The 16,044-nt window shown below is 64.0% G+C and carries 18 protein-coding genes; 14 read left to right on the top strand and 4 right to left on the bottom strand.

From position 1 onward, the window contains the following. Window positions 1-25 precede the first annotated feature (25 nt). The 12 genes from flgK (at window position 26) to P0R31_RS01490 (ending at window position 8,892) form a co-directional block, all read left to right on the top strand. Window positions 26-1,501 carry a flagellar hook-associated protein FlgK gene (gene flgK / locus P0R31_RS01435; protein WP_275512532.1) on the top strand — a complete coding sequence of 492 codons (1,476 nt, stop codon included), beginning with the start codon at window positions 26-28 and terminating at the stop codon, window positions 1,499-1,501. Between the two features lie 3 nt (window positions 1,502-1,504). Next, the gene (locus P0R31_RS01440) at window positions 1,505-2,551 is read left to right on the top strand and encodes a flagellar hook-associated family protein (protein ID WP_275512533.1); all 1,047 of its coding nucleotides are present in this window, start codon (window positions 1,505-1,507) and stop codon (window positions 2,549-2,551) included. A 68-nt stretch (window positions 2,552-2,619) separates the two neighbouring features. Further along, the gene (gene flaF, locus P0R31_RS01445) at window positions 2,620-2,964 is read left to right on the top strand and encodes a flagellar biosynthesis regulator FlaF (RefSeq protein WP_275512534.1); all 345 of its coding nucleotides are present in this window, start codon (window positions 2,620-2,622) and stop codon (window positions 2,962-2,964) included. Further along, window positions 2,964-3,374, top strand: coding sequence for a flagellar biosynthesis repressor FlbT (gene flbT / locus P0R31_RS01450; protein WP_275512535.1), 411 nt, complete (start codon window positions 2,964-2,966; stop codon window positions 3,372-3,374). Before flaF ends, flbT begins: the two co-directional genes overlap by 1 nt. Window positions 3,375-3,390: 16 nt before the next feature. Continuing rightward, on the top strand, window positions 3,391-3,810 hold the full coding sequence (gene flgD, locus P0R31_RS01455; protein WP_157281883.1) for a flagellar hook assembly protein FlgD: 420 nt from the start codon (window positions 3,391-3,393) through the stop codon (window positions 3,808-3,810). Further along, window positions 3,807-4,073 carry a flagellar biosynthesis protein FliQ gene (gene fliQ / locus P0R31_RS01460; protein ID WP_025034323.1) on the top strand — a complete coding sequence of 89 codons (267 nt, stop codon included), beginning with the start codon at window positions 3,807-3,809 and terminating at the stop codon, window positions 4,071-4,073. The genes flgD and fliQ overlap by 4 nt, the downstream gene beginning before the upstream one ends. Before the next feature lie 75 nt (window positions 4,074-4,148). After that, the gene (flhA, locus tag P0R31_RS01465) at window positions 4,149-6,230 is read left to right on the top strand and encodes a flagellar biosynthesis protein FlhA (RefSeq protein ID WP_275512536.1); all 2,082 of its coding nucleotides are present in this window, start codon (window positions 4,149-4,151) and stop codon (window positions 6,228-6,230) included. Continuing rightward, on the top strand, window positions 6,227-6,979 hold the full coding sequence (gene fliR / locus P0R31_RS01470) for a flagellar biosynthesis protein FliR (protein ID WP_275512537.1): 753 nt from the start codon (window positions 6,227-6,229) through the stop codon (window positions 6,977-6,979). Before flhA ends, fliR begins: the two co-directional genes overlap by 4 nt. Window positions 6,980-6,986: 7 nt before the next feature. Next, a complete protein-coding gene (locus P0R31_RS01475; RefSeq protein WP_275512538.1) occupies window positions 6,987-7,406 on the top strand; it encodes a hypothetical protein in 420 nt (139 codons plus the stop codon). Continuing rightward, window positions 7,403-7,885 carry a rod-binding protein gene (locus P0R31_RS01480; protein WP_275512539.1) on the top strand — a complete coding sequence of 161 codons (483 nt, stop codon included), beginning with the start codon at window positions 7,403-7,405 and terminating at the stop codon, window positions 7,883-7,885. Before P0R31_RS01475 ends, P0R31_RS01480 begins: the two co-directional genes overlap by 4 nt. 39 nt (window positions 7,886-7,924) lie before the next feature. Next, on the top strand, window positions 7,925-8,437 hold the full coding sequence (locus P0R31_RS01485; RefSeq protein ID WP_275512540.1) for a flagellar biosynthesis protein FlgN: 513 nt from the start codon (window positions 7,925-7,927) through the stop codon (window positions 8,435-8,437). Beyond that, a complete protein-coding gene (locus P0R31_RS01490; protein ID WP_275512541.1) occupies window positions 8,434-8,892 on the top strand; it encodes a hypothetical protein in 459 nt (152 codons plus the stop codon). The genes P0R31_RS01485 and P0R31_RS01490 overlap by 4 nt, the downstream gene beginning before the upstream one ends. A 177-nt stretch (window positions 8,893-9,069) precedes the next feature. Here the strand turns inward: P0R31_RS01490 and P0R31_RS01495 are convergent, their stop codons facing one another. After that, complete coding sequence (locus P0R31_RS01495) at window positions 9,070-9,840, bottom strand: response regulator transcription factor (RefSeq protein WP_036042400.1); 771 nt, start codon at window positions 9,838-9,840, stop codon at window positions 9,070-9,072. 819 nt (window positions 9,841-10,659) lie between these two features. Between P0R31_RS01495 and P0R31_RS01500 the strand changes: the two genes are divergently transcribed. After that, window positions 10,660-11,628: a hypothetical protein gene (locus P0R31_RS01500; protein WP_275512542.1), complete on the top strand. Its 969-nt coding sequence runs from the start codon at window positions 10,660-10,662 to the stop codon at window positions 11,626-11,628. Window positions 11,629-11,640: 12 nt separating this feature from the next. On the opposite strand, the gene P0R31_RS01505 is transcribed toward P0R31_RS01500, so the two are convergent. Then, window positions 11,641-12,219, bottom strand: coding sequence for a MarR family winged helix-turn-helix transcriptional regulator (locus P0R31_RS01505; RefSeq protein WP_275512543.1), 579 nt, complete (start codon window positions 12,217-12,219; stop codon window positions 11,641-11,643). 605 nt (window positions 12,220-12,824) lie between these two features. Between P0R31_RS01505 and P0R31_RS01510 the strand changes: the two genes are divergently transcribed. Beyond that, a complete protein-coding gene (locus P0R31_RS01510; protein WP_275512544.1) occupies window positions 12,825-13,712 on the top strand; it encodes a dienelactone hydrolase family protein in 888 nt (295 codons plus the stop codon). Window positions 13,713-13,767: 55 nt separating this feature from the next. Here P0R31_RS01510 and P0R31_RS01515 read toward each other — a convergent pair whose 3' ends face one another. Together P0R31_RS01515 and P0R31_RS01520 are read right to left on the bottom strand one after the other, a co-directional pair. Continuing rightward, entirely contained in the window at window positions 13,768-15,036 is a 1,269-nt protein-coding gene (locus tag P0R31_RS01515; RefSeq protein WP_275512545.1) for a serine hydrolase domain-containing protein, read from the bottom strand. A 122-nt stretch (window positions 15,037-15,158) separates the two neighbouring features. Continuing rightward, on the bottom strand, window positions 15,159-16,007 hold the full coding sequence (locus P0R31_RS01520) for an SDR family oxidoreductase (RefSeq protein WP_275512546.1): 849 nt from the start codon (window positions 16,005-16,007) through the stop codon (window positions 15,159-15,161). Window positions 16,008-16,044 lie beyond the last annotated feature (37 nt).

Genomic DNA, 16,044 nt, shown 5'->3' on the forward strand with positions numbered 1-16,044 from the left:
CGTTCGTTTTGGGCAAGAGCACGCCATGTCGCTTACCGCCGCTCTCAACTCGGCTCGCTCCTCGCTCATGGCGTCGAGCGTCCAGTCGTCGGTCATCTCGCGCAACATCGCCGGTGCCGGCGCCGCCGGCTATTCGCGCAAGCTCACCGTGCTGGACAATCTGCCCGGCGCTGGCGTCTATGTCGCGGCGATCCAGCGCGCCGCCAGCTCGGGCCTCTACAACAACGTCCTGATCGCGACCTCGTCGTCCGCCAAGCAGACCGCGATCTATGACGGCCTGCAGAAGATCGCCACCGCGACGGTGGACGATCCGGAGCTCGACCAGTCGCCGACGGCGCAGCTCAACGCGCTGAAGCAGGCGTTGCAGAAATATGCCAACGCCCCGGACAACGCCACCCTGGCGCAGGCGGCCGTCGCGTCCGCCAAGGACATGGCGACCGCGCTCAACCAGGCGACCCGGACCGTGCAGTCGGTCCGCGAAAGCGCCGATGCCGACATGAAGACGTCGGTTCAGAATATCAACCAGTTGCTCTCCCGGTTCGAGACCGTGAACACCGCGATCGTGAAAGGCACGATCTCCGGCGACGACATCACCGACTATCTCGACCAGCGCGACAGCATCGTCTCGCAGCTGTCGCAGGAGGTCGGCGTCAACATGTCGATCCGCCCCAACGGCGACGCGGCGCTCTACGCCGACAGCGGCGTGGTGCTGTTCGACAAGACGGCGCGGACGGTGAGCTTTGCGCCGACGAATGCCTACACCGCCAGCACCACGGGCAACGCCGTCTACATCGACGGGGTCCCGGTGACCGGCGCCAATTCGGTGATGCCGCTGAAGTCGGGCAAGCTTGCAGGCCTCGCCCAGCTGCGCGACCAGGACACCGTCACCTATCAGAGTCAGCTCGACGAAATCGCACGCGGCCTGATCAATACGTTCAGGGAAAGCGATCAGACCGCCGCGGCGCTGCCCGACGTTCCCGGCCTCTTCACCTATCCGGGCGCACCGGCGATGCCGGCAAGCGCAATCGTCTCGGTGGGCCTCGCCGGCACGATCTCGGTCGCCGCATCGGTCGATCCGACCCTGGGCGGCAACCCGAATCTGCTGCGCGACGGCGCGATCAGCGGCAACCCCGCCTACCAGTACAACACCGCCGGCAACGGCGGTTATTCGGCCCGACTGCAGCAGCTCATCGGCGGCATGGATGCCGCGCAGCCGTTCGACGCAACGACGCAAGGCAAGCCGAGCGGCAGCCTCATCGACTTCGCATCGTCGTCGGCGAGCTGGATCGAAAACCAGCGCAAGACCGCCGACGCCAACTCCGAGTACCAGAGCACATTGCTCAACCGCAGCATCACGGCGTTGTCCAACGTCAACGGCGTCAACATGGACGACGAAATGGCGTTGATGCTCCAGGTCGAGCGCACTTATTCGGCCTCGTCGAAGATCATTTCGACCGTCGATGAAATGCTGCAGAGCCTGCTGGCCGCCGTGGGGAACTAAGCCATGATGAGCGCAAATTACGTTTCCACCCTGATGCTATCCTCGTCGTTGAGGTATTCGATCACGAACAACCAGGCGGCGCTGAGCAAGGCCTCGACCGAAGCGACCACCGGCCGCTTCTACGACGTTGGTCTGGAACTCGGTGCCTCGACGGGAAGCGACCTCACGCTGCGGGCGGACTGGAGCTTTGCCGACCAGCTCGTCGACACCAACGGGCTCGTCGCGGGACGCCTGGACGTGACGCAGAACCGGATCACCCAGCTCAACAAGACCGCGACGGACTTCCTCAAGGATCTGATCGCGGCCCGCAGCACCGATGGCGGCGGGCGGGTCATCCTGCCGCCTGCTGCCTCCAATCTCCAGGACCTGATCGGCGCGCTGAACGTCTCCTATAACGGCTCCTATCTGTTCTCGGGCATCAACACGCAGAATGCGCCCATTACGCCCTACGCCGCGGGGTCGGCCAGCAAGAACCAAGTCGATGCGGATTTTCTCGCGGCCTTCGGCTTCCCGCAATCCTCGCCCGCCGTGGCGACGATCACCCCGGCCCAGATGCAGACCTTCCTCGACACTACCTTCGATGCCGAGTTCGCCAGCCCGGCCTGGAACACCAACTGGTCGTCGGCAACCGACCAGACCATGCAAAGCCGGATCTCCACCACCGAGATCGCCGATACGTCCGTGAGCGCAAACCAGATCGGCTTCCGCAGGCTCGCCGAGGCCTACACCATGATGGCCGACCTCGGGAACGTCAATCTGAGCCAGGAGACGTTCCAGGTCGTCGTGGACAAGGCCATCGGGCTGGTCGGCAACGCCATCAACGATCTCGCGGCGCTCGGCGGCAGCGTCGGTACTGTCCAGCAGCGGGTCACCACCGCGACCGCCAAGCTCAAGACGCAGCAGGACATTCTGAACAATCAGATCGTCGGCATGGAGAAGGTCGACCCGACCGAAGCCTCGGTCCGGGTCAACACGCTGCAGACACAGATCCAGACGGCGTTGGCGCTCACCTCGCAGCTCCAGAAGATCAGCCTCATCAATTATCTCTGAGCCGAGGCTGCGCTGTCAGGCTCGTAACCTTTGTCCAGTTGTTCGGTCTCCCGCGAAGAGTGGTCCTGATGACGTTTGAAGCCTATGAAGTGGTCGTTGACGATAGTGGCTATGAGGCGCGCAGCCGCGAGCGGCAGGCGCTCAGCCTCGGCATCGACCGGCTCGAGCGGCTCCAGAAGGGGCCTTTTAGTATCGAGGATCTGGTCGAGAGCCTGCTCTATGTGCGGCGGCTGTGGACGATCTTCATCGAGGATCTCGCGCACCCGGACAACGGCCTGCCGGACAAGCTGCGTGCCGACATCATCTCGATCGGTCTGTGGGTGGTCAAGGAAGCCGATCGCCTCCGCGAGCAGCGGTCCAGCGACGTGGTGCAGCTCATCGAAATCAACCGCCTGATCCGAGACGCGCTTTAATGAAGATCTCCTTGCGCGCGGGCGAACGGATCTACATCAACGGCGCGGTGCTCCGCGTCGACCGCAAGGTCTCCGTCGAGCTCGTCAACGACGTGATGTTCCTGCTCGAAGGGCAGGTCATGCAGGCGTCCGACGCCACCACGGCACTGCGACAGCTCTATTTCATCGTCCAGCTCATGCTGATGAACCCGACCGACGTTCGCGACGCTGCGGCGCTCTACGCCCAGCATCACGCTGCGCTGTGTGCCGTTTGCGAGAGCCGCGAGATGCTCGATGGGCTCGGCGCGATCGACGAACTGGTCGGGGCGACGCGCTATTTCGAGGCGCTCAAGCGGATTCGCGCGTTGTTTCCGGTGGAGCAGGCCATCCTGGCCGGCGCCGCCGCCGTTTCCCCAGTCGAAGCTGCCTGACAGCGGAGAGACAAGAATGAACGTCAACAGCGCGACCGACAGCACAAGCAGATCCAGTTCGACCGACACCAACTCGACGACGTCGAGCAACAGCGTGGACTACAACACGTTTCTCCAGCTCCTCATCGCCCAGATGAAGAACCAGGATCCGACCAATCCCATGGACACCGCGCAATATATGAGCCAGTTCGCCCAGCTCTCGACGGTCGAGCAGGCAATGCAGACGAATGCAAAGCTGGACGCGCTGCTGTCTTCGCAGTCCCTGTCGCAGGCCAACGGGCTGATCGGGAAGACGGTCAGCTTCACCGACTCGACCGGCGCGACCTTCAGCGGCAAGGTCGTCTCGGTCTCCATCAACAGCGACGGCTCGATCGCGACGCTTCAGGACGGCACCAAGGTCGCGGTCGGACCAGGCCTCACGATCAGCCAGTCATGAACGAGCGGGACGCCCTCGATATCGTCCAGGCGGCGATCTGGACCATCATCGTCGCCTCCGGGCCTGCGGTCGGCGCAGCCATGCTGGTCGGCACCGTCATCGCGCTGATCCAGGCGCTGACCCAGATCCAGGAGGTGACGCTGACCTTCGTTCCGAAGATCATCGTCATTCTCCTGGTCGTTGCCGTCTCCGGCTCCTTCATCGGCGCGCATCTGTCGACCTTCACCGAGATGGTCTATTCCAGGATCGAGCGCGGCTTCTGATCCGGACGGCCCGGCACCATCCCCGCGTAAGCTTTGCGCGGCAGATTGCGGGCGGACCCCTCTGCCGGTGACCCCATGGCCGATACGTTAGCTGCTAGCCCGCCCGATCAGCGCCGCCTCGGAACGGATGCCTTTTTCGCCGCCGGCATCGTGACCATGCTCACGATCCTGTTCCTGCCGATTCCTCCGATCCTGATCGACCTCGGCCTCGCGTTCTCGATCGCGCTTTCGGCCCTGATCCTGATGGTGGCGCTGTGGATTCAGCGCCCGCTCGACTTCTCTGCTTTCCCGACTGTTCTGCTGATCGCGACGATCCTGCGCCTGGCGCTGAACATCGCGACGACGCGCCTGATCCTGTCACGGGGCGGGGAGGGTGAACATGCGGCGGGCCATGTCGTTGCAGGCTTCTCGAAGTTCGTCATGGGCGGCGACTTCGTCATCGGTCTCATCATCTTCGCGATCCTGGTGACAGTGAACTTCGTCGTGATCACCAAGGGCGCGACGCGTATCGCCGAAGTCGGCGCCCGCTTCACCCTGGACGCCATCCCGGGCAAGCAGATGGCGATCGATGCGGACCTGTCCGCAGGCTTGATCGACGACAAGGAGGCGCAGCGACGGCGCCGCGAGCTCGAAGAGGAGAGCGCGTTCTTCGGCGCCATGGACGGCGCCTCGAAATTCGTCCGTGGCGACGCCATTGCCGGTCTCATCATCACCGCGATCAACATCTTCGGCGGCATCGTCATCGGCGTCACCCATCACGGATTGACTCTGTCCCGCGCGGCCGACGTCTACACCAAGCTCTCCGTCGGCGATGGTCTGGTGTCGCAGATGCCGGCGCTGATCGTGTCGCTGTCCGCGGGCCTCCTGGTCTCCAAGGGCGGCACCACGGGCTCGGCGGAGCAGGCGGTGCTGCGGCAGCTCGGCGGCTATCCGCGCGCGGTGTCGGCCGCCGCGCTGATGATGTTCGTGCTCGCTTTGATGCCGGGACTGCCGATGGCGCCGTTCGTGCTGCTTGGGGGTGTCATGGCCTTCGTCGGCTATTCGTTGCCGAAGCGGCAGGCCGCGCTGAAGCAGAAGGAGGAGGCCCGCAAGGCCGACGAGCGCGCCCAGGCTGAGGCCAAGGAGTCCGTCAAGGAGCAGCTCAAGACCGCCGAGATCGAGCTGGCGCTCGGCGGCCACCTTTCGGTCCATCTGTTGGGCTCGCGCACCGAGCTTGCCCACCGCGTGGCCAAGATCCGCAAGAAATTCGCCAAGCAGTACGGCTTCGTCATTCCCGAGATCAAGCTCACGGACAATCTGTCGATCGATCCCAAGAGCTACCAGATCCGGATTCACGACACGCGCGTTGCCCATGGCGAGCTCAGGCTCGGCGAGGTGCTGGTGCTGGTCGACAAGGACGGCAAGCCCGACGTGCCGGGCGACGAGGTGATCGAGCCTGCGTTCGGCATGAAGGCGCTGTGGGTGACGGAAGCCTTCACGGACGAAGTCAAGCGGCAGGGCTGCAAGCCGGTCGACAATCTGTCGGTGCTGCTCACGCATTTGAGCGAAGTGATCAGGGCGAACCTTGCCCAGCTGCTGTCCTACAAGGACATGCGCGCCCTGCTCGACCGGCTCGATCCCGAATACAAGCGCCTGGTCGAGGATCTCTGCCCGTCGCAGATCTCCTATTCGGGCCTGCTGGCGATCCTGAAGATCCTGCTGGCCGAGCGAGTCTCCATTCGCAATCTTCACCTGATCCTCGAGGCGATCGCCGAGATCGCGCCCCATGTGCGGCGCTCCGAGCAGGTGGCAGAGCACGTGCGGACGAGGCTTGCCCAGCAGATCTGCGGCGATCTCTCCGACAATGGCGTGCTCAACGTGGTCCGTCTCGGCAACCGCTGGGACCTCGCTTTCCACCAGAGCCTGAAGCGCGATGCCAAGGGTGACGTCGTCGAGTTCGACGCAGACCCGCGCCTGATCGAGCAGTTCGCGACCGAAGCCAGCGCCGCGATCCGGAAATTCACCGAGAGCGGCACCAGCGTGGTGCTGGCAGTGACGCCGGAAGCGCGCCCCTATGTCCGGATGATCCTGGAACGGGTGTTTCCGACATTGCCGATCCTGTCGCATGTCGAAGTCGCGCGCAGCGCCGAGATCAGGGCGCTCGGAGCCATATCGTGATCTCAGGGCTCGCCGACAGCGTGCTGGTGACGTTCATCGTGTTTTGTCGCATCGGCGCCTGCCTGATGCTGGTACCCGGCTATTCCAGCGTCAACGTTCCGCCCCAGGTGCGCCTGTTCGTCGCGCTGGTCACGACGTTTGCACTGACGCCGATCCTGATTGCCGTCCTGAAGCCGCTCACGGACAACGCGGCTCCCTTGACGCTCGCGCTCCTGATCTGCTCCGAGCTCGTGGTCGGCAGCGTCATCGGGCTCGGCGCGCGCGTGTTCTTCCTCGCCCTCCAGACCATGGCGATCATGATGGCGAGCGCGATCGGGCTGAGCAACATCCCGGGCACACCGATCGCCGACACAGATCCGGCGCCGGCCCTGGTACCGCTGATCATGGCGGCCGTCACCACGCTGTTCTTCATGACCGACCAGCACTGGCAGGTGCTGCGGGGGCTGATGAACTCCTACGACGTCTGGAAGCCCGGCAGCAGGCTGGGCGGCAGCGTCGCGCTCGACCTGCTCGTCGGCCGCCTTTCGGAAGCGTTCGTGCTGACGCTGCGGATCTCGAGCCCTTTCATCGTTTATTCGGTCGTCGTCAACCTGGCGGTCGGCCTGATCAACAAGCTGACGCCGGCCATTCCGGTCTATTTCATCTCGGTGCCCTTCGTGCTGTTCGGCGGCTTCCTGCTGCTCTACCTCACCAGCGACGAGCTGATGACGCAGTTCATGCTGGGCGTGTCGTCGTGGCTGGTGGAGTGACCGGGTCATGACATCGCGCGCGGACAAGCTCGGCCGGATGGTCTCGCTGGTGAAGCTGCAGCTCCGGCTCTCCGAATGGCAGCTCGCGCAATTGCGGCAGCAGGAGCGCAGCCTGCAGGACGAGCAGGAATGGCTGGTCGGAGCCTTGAACGATGGAAAGCCGCCGCCGGGATCGTCGAACGAATCGATCGCGCGGCGTCTCAACAGGGCGAGCGTCGGCGCCCGTGCCGTGCAGGCGCAGGCCGCGCAGCAGCTCGACCAGGTTCGCCGGGAGACCCGCCGCATGAAACAGCTCGAGGAGGTCGCCAAGGCCGCACTCGCAGACAAGCTCCGCGATGCCGAGAAGCGCTCGCTCGAGGACATGACGGGAACGAGCCTTACCGTGCAAGCCTGGACGCCACAGCCAGCCAACCGGAACAAGACATGATCGTGACAGCGACGCCCGACCTCGTCCTCGACGTCCTCGAAGCCGCGGACCCCGCGACGCAGCGCGCCGCGACCGCGAAGCTCGACGCGCTGAAATCGTCGGACGCCGATTTCGCCGCCACCATGGAGGCGGAAGTCGGCAAGGCCAAAGCGGCGACCGCCGATCAAGCCGCGGCGAAAGTCGCCGAAGCGCAGTCGGGTGCCGTGAATGGCGCGCCGGTGCAGGTAATCAAGGCGCCGGCATCCGGTGAGGTTTACCGCAAGTTCGAAGCCTTCATCCTCCAGACCTTCGTCGAGGCGATGTTGCCGAAGGAGTCGGAGGAGGTCTTCGGCAAGGGCACGGCTGGCGGCGTCTGGAAGTCGATGCTTGCAGAGCAGCTCGGCAGCCAGCTGGCAAAGGGCAACGGTGTCGGCATCGCCCGGCAGCTCGCCGCCGCACATCCGGCCGGACAGGACGCTGCGGCGAAGGCCGGATCATGATCCGCGAACGGGTGACAGAAGTTGAGAGGTGAATTTCCAATGCAGGCACAAGAAGGCACGGCGGCCGTGGCGATGGACCAGGCGGTCGCGGACACCGAGGTGATGAGGACGGAAGCCCCAGCGAACGATGCGCTGCTGCCCGTGCTGCTGCCGGCCGGGGGTGGCGAGGCGAGGGGCGACGCTGCGGACGCGATGAGATCGGACGAGGTGCGTGGCCTGTTGGCCGCAATCCGTCGGCTCGCGAGTATCATCGAGGAGGAGACGACCGCACTCGCGACGGGCCAGAAGATCGATTTCGACGATTTCAGCGCGCGGAAGAGCCGGAGCATGCTCGAGTTCGTCCGCCTGATGCGGGCGCGGATGCACCTCGGCGGCGAGGTCGAGATCACCGAGGAGATTCAGCGGCTGCGCGAGAGGCTCGAGCGGAATCGTGCCATTCTGGAGATGCACTACGACGCGGTCCGTGAGGTCGCGAGCATCATCGTCAAGGCGGTCAAGGACGCCGAGTCCGACGGCACCTATACCGGTCGCACAGCGCAGGACGGAAAATGATCAGGCTGGTGCTGGCCGGGCTTTGGGTATGCATCCTCACCGCGGGCACGAGCTATGCCGTCGCCTATTGGAAGGAGAAGGGCAGCCTGCTGCCGGCGAAGGACGAATATCTCGAAGGGTTGCAATATCACAAGACGCGGGCGCTGAGCGTGCCGATGGTCGAGAACGGCAATGTCCAGGGCTACATCGTCGCGCGCTTCGTCTACACCATAGAGGCGCGGACCATGCACCAGCTGAACGTTCCGCCGGAGCCGTTCGTCGTCGACGAGGCCTTCCGCAGGATCTATGCCGACGATCGTCTCGACTTCAGGAAGCTCGCCCGCTACGACCTCGCCATCCTGACGACGGCCATCAAACAGCGCGTCAACGAACGGATGCAGGGTGACATTGTCCAGGACGTCCTGGTCGAGGACTTCAACTACGTCTCCAAGGAAGAATTCCAGCAGAAGCCGTAAGGCAGGTTGTTCGGGACAGCTTAGCCGGACATCTTGCCCGATGGCGAGCGCGGTTGCCGCCGCGGCGCTTGCGCCGCCAAGGCATGCCTGCGTGCTGTGATCTGTGCCGCTGAAAGCGCAACGGCCTCTGCTGCTTCGCAGAGGCCGTTGCCGGTTTCGTGGCGATGTCCTGCCGTGTCAGTTGCCGGCCGGGTATGCCGCGGGGGCGGCCTGCGTCCTGTTCAGTAGGATGCCGACGTCCTCGAGCTCCTGCACCGGCTCGTCGAGAGTTTCGCCCGCCGGGATGTCGAGGCGGTAGCCGACGTAACGCCTTGCCACGATCGCGTCGAAGCCGAGGCGGTCGCGGAGCTTCTTGCGCAACTTGCTGACGTGGCTCTCGATCACGCTCTCGTCGAAAGTGGACTCGAAGATGCCGTAGACCGCGTTGAAGATCTGCGTCTTGGTGATCCACTTGCCGTGGTTGGCCACCATATATTCGAGAATGCGCAGTTCGCGGCGGGGCAGGGTGAGGGCGTGGCCCGCGATTTCGGGATCACGGCCGTTGAAGAAGACCTGGATCCTGCTCTCGCAGGGCCTTGGCAGCTCGCCCACCCGGCGGCGCGCGATCGCGGCCGTTCGGGCGAGGATCTCGCGCAGATGGATCGGCACGTGCACGACGTCGTCCACCCCCGATTCGAACAGCTCCAGCGTGTTCTTGAGCATCTTCTGGCCGCTCATGGCGATGATGGGAGCCGAGGAGCGCTTGCGCATCGCCCGCGGCAGGCTTCCGCGGGCATCGCAATCCCCAAGCAGAAAGGCGTCCACCGCCGCCAGATCGGATTCGCTCGCAGATTGCAGCCAGTCCCAGAATTCTCCGGAGGAGAAGCCGATCGACGATACGCCTTCGCGAACGAGCCCTCCGACATAGCTGTTCGCGACGCTCTCGCGATCATCAACGATAATATACATCAGTCTTTCGCCCCTGTTTCGCACTTGTTGCGGCCGGTTGGTTGTTGTGATGCCCCGGCTCGGCAACGATGCTGTTTGACGACATTCCATCCCGCGAACCGTTGTTGTGGTTTCGATATTCGCGGGCAGCCCTACGCGTTCAGTGCCTGCGTTTCGCAGGCCTGCTACTTCAACTCGATACTGAAACGCTTACTGCGTGAGGCTCGGCGGGTGTCTTACTGATCACCTCGCGGAGCAGATTGAGAAACGACCTAGAACAGTTGCGCCAAGTTGCTCATCGCGTCCGAACACTGCTGAACCGTGTCGATCTCCTCGCCAACTGGCGAGAATCACTTGAGTAGAACCGTAGCGATTGCCGATTCCCGATCAAGCGTGCGGAAGAAAGCGATTGCTACGCGCGCTTGATGCTGTTGATTTGTTTCGGGTTGTTTCTTAATGTACCCAATCGCATCAGTTGATTTTGATTCTGAACTAGTTTTGCATCCTACTGGTTGTATAGTTCCGCATCCCCGTACAATTACAGCTATTTCGGGTGGTGCTCCGGGGCACGCACATTGATGGGTTTTCAACCCCGGATTGACTCTGGAATCCGTTTTTCCACATGCGGCAGTTCGACTCACGTCTGCGCCACGACTCCAACTTGGTGAAATCTTGGCGTGTGTGTGTCTTTCGAGTCGCACTATTGCCACGTGTATGACGCGATCGACTCATGCGACGTCGCATTGCGCGCGATGAAGGACTTTTGACCCGCACGTTTCAGGCAAGCTTCGACAGATAGTGTCGTCGTTCGACAGACCGAACCGAACGGAGCATTTTCATATGTTGTCCGATGGACAAGCTCGTCCCAACGCGACCGCGGATGCTTCCGCGGCGGCGAAGCCAGCGCCGGAGGCGAGCGATACAATGGACAACGCGGCGCGGACGACCAAGCCTGCCGCGAGCGCAAAGCGCGTATCGGCGGCGGCGAGCGACGAAGCTCTCGCAAAGGAGGCACTCGATGGCTTGAAGCGGATTCGTGCCAAGGCCCGCCTCGACAAGATGGCGATTCCGAAACCCGCGCCGGCCGTGATCAAGCCGGCCGTGATCGTGGCAAAGCCGCCGCCACCCCGTCCGACATGGGTCGCGCCACTGGCAACTCTGGCGGTCGCTGCCATGCTGGTGGTCTGCGCCTGCACCGGCGTGATCGCCTATCTCACCACGCAGCCCGCGCCGAACAACGTTGCGGCCAATGCGGAGATCAGGATTCTGCGCGAGACCGTCGCGCAACTGCGCAAGCAGGTGTCGGGCGTGTCTGAAAACCTCGACGGCTTGCGGACCGCGGTCGATCAATCCAGCAAGGTCACGAACGATCGCTTCGGCAGGTTTGCCGAGAATCTCGACCGGATCGAGCGGGTGAGCTCGTCCTCCACGGTGAAGCTCGACAAGCTCGCTCAGGTGCAGGCCCAGGCCCAAGCCCAAGCCCAAGCTCCCGCGCCGGCGACGGTGCAGACACAGCCGGTGTCAGCGCAAGGGCCGATGATGGCCGCGGTCGCCGCGCCCGAGTTCACGGGATCGGTGCCCGCACCCGAGCGTGCGTCGGCGCCGCGCAAGGCGATCAAGGGCTGGGCGGTCCGCCAGGCCTATGAGGGGATCGCGATCCTACAAGGCCCGAACGGCGTCATCGAAGCCGTGCTGGGACAGCAGGTGCCCGGCCTTGGCCGCATCGAAGAGATCAGGAACGAGAACGGGCGCCTGGTGGTGGAATCTAGCGGCGGCGTCATCTATTCGTCACGCAAGGCAACGCCCTGATCGAGCCGCCTTTTATTGGCGGTGATGCTCGAAGCTGGTGCACAGCAGATCGACCTCCGCTTCGGCGATCGGCGCGCGAAACAGGCGGCAGCTGAACTCGACTGTCGTCTTGCTGTCGGCACTGGCGCGATCCTCCCGCAGGAAGATGCACCGCTTGCAGACGTCGGTGTGGTGCCGCTGCTCGGCGGCATCGGAGTGGTCCAGGACGTGCCGGAACGTGTCGCGGAAGCGGACCTTGACCTCGTCGTCCAGAACGGCAATCGCTTCGACGAGGACGTTGACGGGATCGCGCACCAGGAACTTCTTGCCCTGCTGGGTCACGCTCAACGTCACCGACCGCTTGTCCGTGGCCGAGCGCTTCCGCTCGAGATAACCGAGCCGCTCGAGCTCGCCGATGATGAAAGAGGCGGTGCCGCGCGTGGTGCCGACGTAGCTCGCCAGCGCCGAGGGGGTTCGGGAAAATCGGTTGGCGCGGGAGAGGAACCGCAGCGCCATCCATTCGCGGTCGCGCAAACCGTGCTTGGTGCCTTCGAACCACAGGATGCGTGCTGCCTGCTCCAACAGTTCAATCGATTCACGAGCCAAATTCATTTCAGTTCCAGGTCGGATAAACGTTTATTCAATTGGGCCTCGGGTAGCGCAATCGGCGCGGACGAGAATGAAACCCGCTCGCGCTCCTTCGTCCGTTGCGGGCGAGCATCGCGCGTCGCAGGAAGAAGCCTCTGCGTTTCCGAAGATGGAACTTCCGGCCGTGGAACTAGGGTGTCACAAAGAAAGACCGGGTAAATCGCGCGGGCAAGATCCTCTGAAAATTTCAATCAAATGACGGCGGCTCGCACGTGGTTTGGTGATGATGAGCGATGCGCAAGCAACATGATGTGTCACCATCGTCACCCCGACTGCCATTTGTTGCGGCAGAGCCTGTGGGGTGCGCGAACAGGAGCATTCTGTGCAGCGCCGATCGGCCGGGCCGGCAGGGAAAGAACAATTCTTTTCGGTTAATGGATGTTGCGATGCAGTGCAGCCAGACGGTTAAGCCCGGCACACGACCCACGCTCCGGCGGGCGGCGGACTAACGAAAGGATGAAGGGGTGAGCCGCGTCCTCGCAGGCAGGTGACTTGCGTTTCTCCGGCAATTATCGGCGAATGCGGCGCCCGAGGGGGCATCAGCATGGGAATCAGGAATGGGAAGATCGATGAGCTTTGAAACGACCATGACATCCGACGTCGTTGGACTGACGAAAGTGGCCCCGCTCTCGCGCCGCGGATTCATGAGCGCCACCGCGGCCGTCGCCGCTGGCTACACGCTCGCGGCCGGTCCGGTCCGGGCCGACATCGTCACGACGGATACCGGCGGCCTCCAGGTGGGCGATGCCAGGATCAAGGTCGGCTCCGAGCAAATGCCCGCCTATTTCGCCCGCCCGGCCGGCAATGCCAAGGCGCCGGTGATCATCGTGGCGATGGAAATCTTTGGCCTGCACGAATACATCCGGGACGTGACGCGGCGCCTCGCCAAGCTCGGCGCGTTCGCAGTGGCGCCCGACTATTATTTCCGCAAGGGCATCGACCTGACCAAGGTCACGGATATCAAGGAGCTGCTGCCGGTGGTGAATGCGAAGCCGGACGCGGAGCTGTTGTCGGATCTGGACACGACGGTGGCCTGGGCAGGATCGCAAGGCGGCGACACAACGAAGCTCGGCATCGTCGGCTTCTGCCGGGGTGGCCGCACGGTCTGGGAATATGCCGCCCACAGCGGTGCGCTCAAGGCGGGCGTTGCCTTCTACGGGACCTTGGTCGATCCAGCCAACCCGTTGTGGCCGAAGAGCCCGCTGCAGCTCGCGCCCGAGATGAAGGCGCCGGTGCTTGGCCTCTATGGTGGCGCCGATACCGGCATTCCCGTCGCCCAGGTCGAGCAGATGAAGGCCACGCTCGAGCAGAGCAAGAAGACGGCCGACTTCAAGATCTACCCCGAAGCGCCGCACGGCTTCCATGCCGACTATCGCGGCAGCTACCGCAAGGACGCCGCGGAAGATGCCTGGAAGCAGGCAGAGGCCTGGTTCAAGAAACACGGCGTGTTGAGCTGACGGTCAATCAAGAGGGCGGCCCAAGTGGCCGCCCTTTCTCTTTCAGGTGACGGTCTCATTTCGTCATCGCGCCGTAGACGATGTCCTGGACCTGCTCGCGATAATACTTCCTGAGCTCACCCGGTGCCGCCGTCCCCACCACGACGACGAGACGCTCCTTGGGATCGCAGAGAAACTGCGTCCCGTAGGCTCCGTTCCAGGTGAACTCGCCCGGATTGCCGGGGACCGACGACAATCCTTCGGCCGTCCGGACCGCCACCGAAAGACCGAAGCCGAAGCCGCCGCGATGCGGCTCGACATTGGCGACGTTATTCTTGATCTCGGGGCCGAGATGGTTCGCCGTCATGTGACGGACGGTCTTCGGACCGAGGATGCGCTGGCCGTCGAGCTCGCCGCCGTTGAGCAGCATCTGTCCGAAGCGGATGTAGTCGCCGACCGTCGCGAACGAGCAGGCGCCGCCGCAATCGAACTTGGTTGGGGTGTCCAGGAGCTTGATGGCCTGCGGCTTGCCCGTCAGCGGATCGTTCGGGAAGGGGCGGGCGAGGCGCGGGCGCTGCGCCTCGGTCGGATGGAAGGTCGCATCCTTCATGCCGAGCGGCTGCCAGACATTGGCAGCGAGATAGTCGCCAAGCTTCTGCTCGCTCACCTTCTCGACGACAGCGCCGAGCACATCGATCGAAAAGCCGTATTCGAACGCGGTCGAGGGCTGCTGCGCCAGCGGCAGCTTGGTGATGCGATCGATGAAAGTCTGGGTGTCGCCTTCGATCGCCGGCGCAATGCCATCGGGATATTGCCGCGCCACCGGGCTCGATGAGTCGGGGCGGCCGCCATACATCAGCCCCGACGTATGCCGGTAGAGATCGTGGATGAAGATCGGCGAGGCCTGCGCTTCGAGCCTGAGTGATCCGTCCGCCTGAGGCACGCCGACCTTCATGTCGGCGAAGCCCGGGTAGTATTCGGACAGCTTGGCCTGGAGCGGCAGCCGTCCCTGCTCCATCAGCGTCAGGCCGGCGACCGCTGCCATCGGCTTGGTCATCGAGGCCAGCGCGAAGATCGCATCGAGCGGCATCGGCGTGCCCTTGGCCGGATCGAGCAGGCCATAGGCCTTGTAGTGGACGAGCTTGCCGTCGCGCGCGATGGCGACCACTGCGCCGGGAACGCGCTTGGCCGCGATCTCGCGCGCGAAGAAATTATCGAGGCGTGCAAGGCCTTGCTTCGAAAATCCGACATCGTCGGGACTGGCTTCGGGCAGCGGCGCAGCGCGCGCGGCGCCGAGCGTGACGACAGCAATCGTTGCCGCGATCATGGCGATCGTCTTATTCATTGCATTCTCCCAAGAGGCGAGCTCGTTGTGCAGTGGCTCGCTCGATGCCTAGATCATGACCGCACAGGGACGAAGTCAAGCGCGGGGGCGGCATGTCTGGGACGCATCGGAGCGCAGGAACCCTAACGTCCTTCGCCTGCGCGCCAGAGAGCGTCGAGGCCGTGCCGATAGGTGGGGCAGGCCAGCGTGACGCCGAGCTCGCGCTTCAGTTTCTCGTTGTAGACGCGGGCGCTGCTGGCATAGAAGCTGCGCGCCATCGCCGACATCTCGGCGGTGGCGAACGCTTCTTCCGGCGGCGGCGCCACGCCCATCAGCTGCGCGGCATAGCCGATCACGTCCTGCGGCGGCGCCGGCTCGTCGTCGCAGACGTTCCAAACGCCGCCGCCCTGGTGATGAACAGCGGCCATGATCGCGCTCGCGATGTCATCGACGTGGATGCGGTTGAACACCTGTCCCGGCTTGATGATGCGCCTCGCCGTTCCCGCGCGCAGTGTCGCCAGCGCGTTGCGGCCGGGACCGTAGATGCCGGCAAGCCGGAGGATCGCGGCATCGCCGCCCGTCGCATCCGTCCAGGCCTGCTCCGCCGCGATCCGCATGCGCGTGCGGTCGAGGATGGCCTGCGGCGGCGTGCTCTCGTCGACCCAGCTGCCTGCGTGATCGCCGTACACCCCGATGGTGGAGAGATAGATGGCCTTGCGTTGCCGCCCTGACAGCACGTCCGCGAAGGCTGCGAGCGCGGGATCGCCGCCGCTGCCGGGCGGGATCGACACCAGGAGGACGTCGGCGTCGCGAACCCGTTCAACCGTCTCGGGCGACGGAAGGCTGCTGGAAAACGGATGCACCTCGATCCCGGCAAGGTCATTCCGCTGCGCGGGATCGCGCACGGTGCCGGCGACATGCGAGAAGCTGCCGCCGTGCTTGCGGACGAAATGCCGCGCGCTGTAGCCGAGGCCGAGGATGAAGAGCCGCATGCGTCTCCTGTGCAGATCGAAAGTTCCCGTTCGCGCC

Origin of the sequence: Bradyrhizobium yuanmingense (assembly GCF_029167105.1) — a bacterium.
Lineage (GTDB): Bacteria > Pseudomonadota > Alphaproteobacteria > Rhizobiales > Xanthobacteraceae > Bradyrhizobium > Bradyrhizobium yuanmingense_A.

What these genes read in the sequence shown, in the direction of transcription:
- P0R31_RS01500 (WP_275512542.1), top strand. Translation starts at nt 10,660, where the DNA reads ATGTTGTCCGATGGACAAGCTCGTCCCAACGCGACCGCGGATGCTTCC.
- P0R31_RS01490 (WP_275512541.1), top strand. Translation starts at nt 8,434, where the DNA reads ATGATCAGGCTGGTGCTGGCCGGGCTTTGGGTATGCATCCTCACCGCG.
- fliQ (WP_025034323.1), top strand. Translation starts at nt 3,807, where the DNA reads ATGAACGAGCGGGACGCCCTCGATATCGTCCAGGCGGCGATCTGGACC.
- flbT (WP_275512535.1), top strand. Translation starts at nt 2,964, where the DNA reads ATGAAGATCTCCTTGCGCGCGGGCGAACGGATCTACATCAACGGCGCG.
- P0R31_RS01520 (WP_275512546.1), bottom strand. Translation starts at nt 16,007, where the DNA reads ATGCGGCTCTTCATCCTCGGCCTCGGCTACAGCGCGCGGCATTTCGTC.
- P0R31_RS01495 (WP_036042400.1), bottom strand. Translation starts at nt 9,840, where the DNA reads ATGTATATTATCGTTGATGATCGCGAGAGCGTCGCGAACAGCTATGTC.
- P0R31_RS01510 (WP_275512544.1), top strand. Translation starts at nt 12,825, where the DNA reads ATGAGCTTTGAAACGACCATGACATCCGACGTCGTTGGACTGACGAAA.
- flaF (WP_275512534.1), top strand. Translation starts at nt 2,620, where the DNA reads ATGACGTTTGAAGCCTATGAAGTGGTCGTTGACGATAGTGGCTATGAG.
- P0R31_RS01475 (WP_275512538.1), top strand. Translation starts at nt 6,987, where the DNA reads ATGACATCGCGCGCGGACAAGCTCGGCCGGATGGTCTCGCTGGTGAAG.
- flhA (WP_275512536.1), top strand. Translation starts at nt 4,149, where the DNA reads ATGGCCGATACGTTAGCTGCTAGCCCGCCCGATCAGCGCCGCCTCGGA.
- P0R31_RS01505 (WP_275512543.1), bottom strand. Translation starts at nt 12,219, where the DNA reads ATGAATTTGGCTCGTGAATCGATTGAACTGTTGGAGCAGGCAGCACGC.
- flgK (WP_275512532.1), top strand. Translation starts at nt 26, where the DNA reads ATGTCGCTTACCGCCGCTCTCAACTCGGCTCGCTCCTCGCTCATGGCG.
- flgD (WP_157281883.1), top strand. Translation starts at nt 3,391, where the DNA reads ATGAACGTCAACAGCGCGACCGACAGCACAAGCAGATCCAGTTCGACC.
- P0R31_RS01480 (WP_275512539.1), top strand. Translation starts at nt 7,403, where the DNA reads ATGATCGTGACAGCGACGCCCGACCTCGTCCTCGACGTCCTCGAAGCC.
- P0R31_RS01440 (WP_275512533.1), top strand. Translation starts at nt 1,505, where the DNA reads ATGATGAGCGCAAATTACGTTTCCACCCTGATGCTATCCTCGTCGTTG.
- P0R31_RS01515 (WP_275512545.1), bottom strand. Translation starts at nt 15,036, where the DNA reads ATGAATAAGACGATCGCCATGATCGCGGCAACGATTGCTGTCGTCACG.
- P0R31_RS01485 (WP_275512540.1), top strand. Translation starts at nt 7,925, where the DNA reads ATGCAGGCACAAGAAGGCACGGCGGCCGTGGCGATGGACCAGGCGGTC.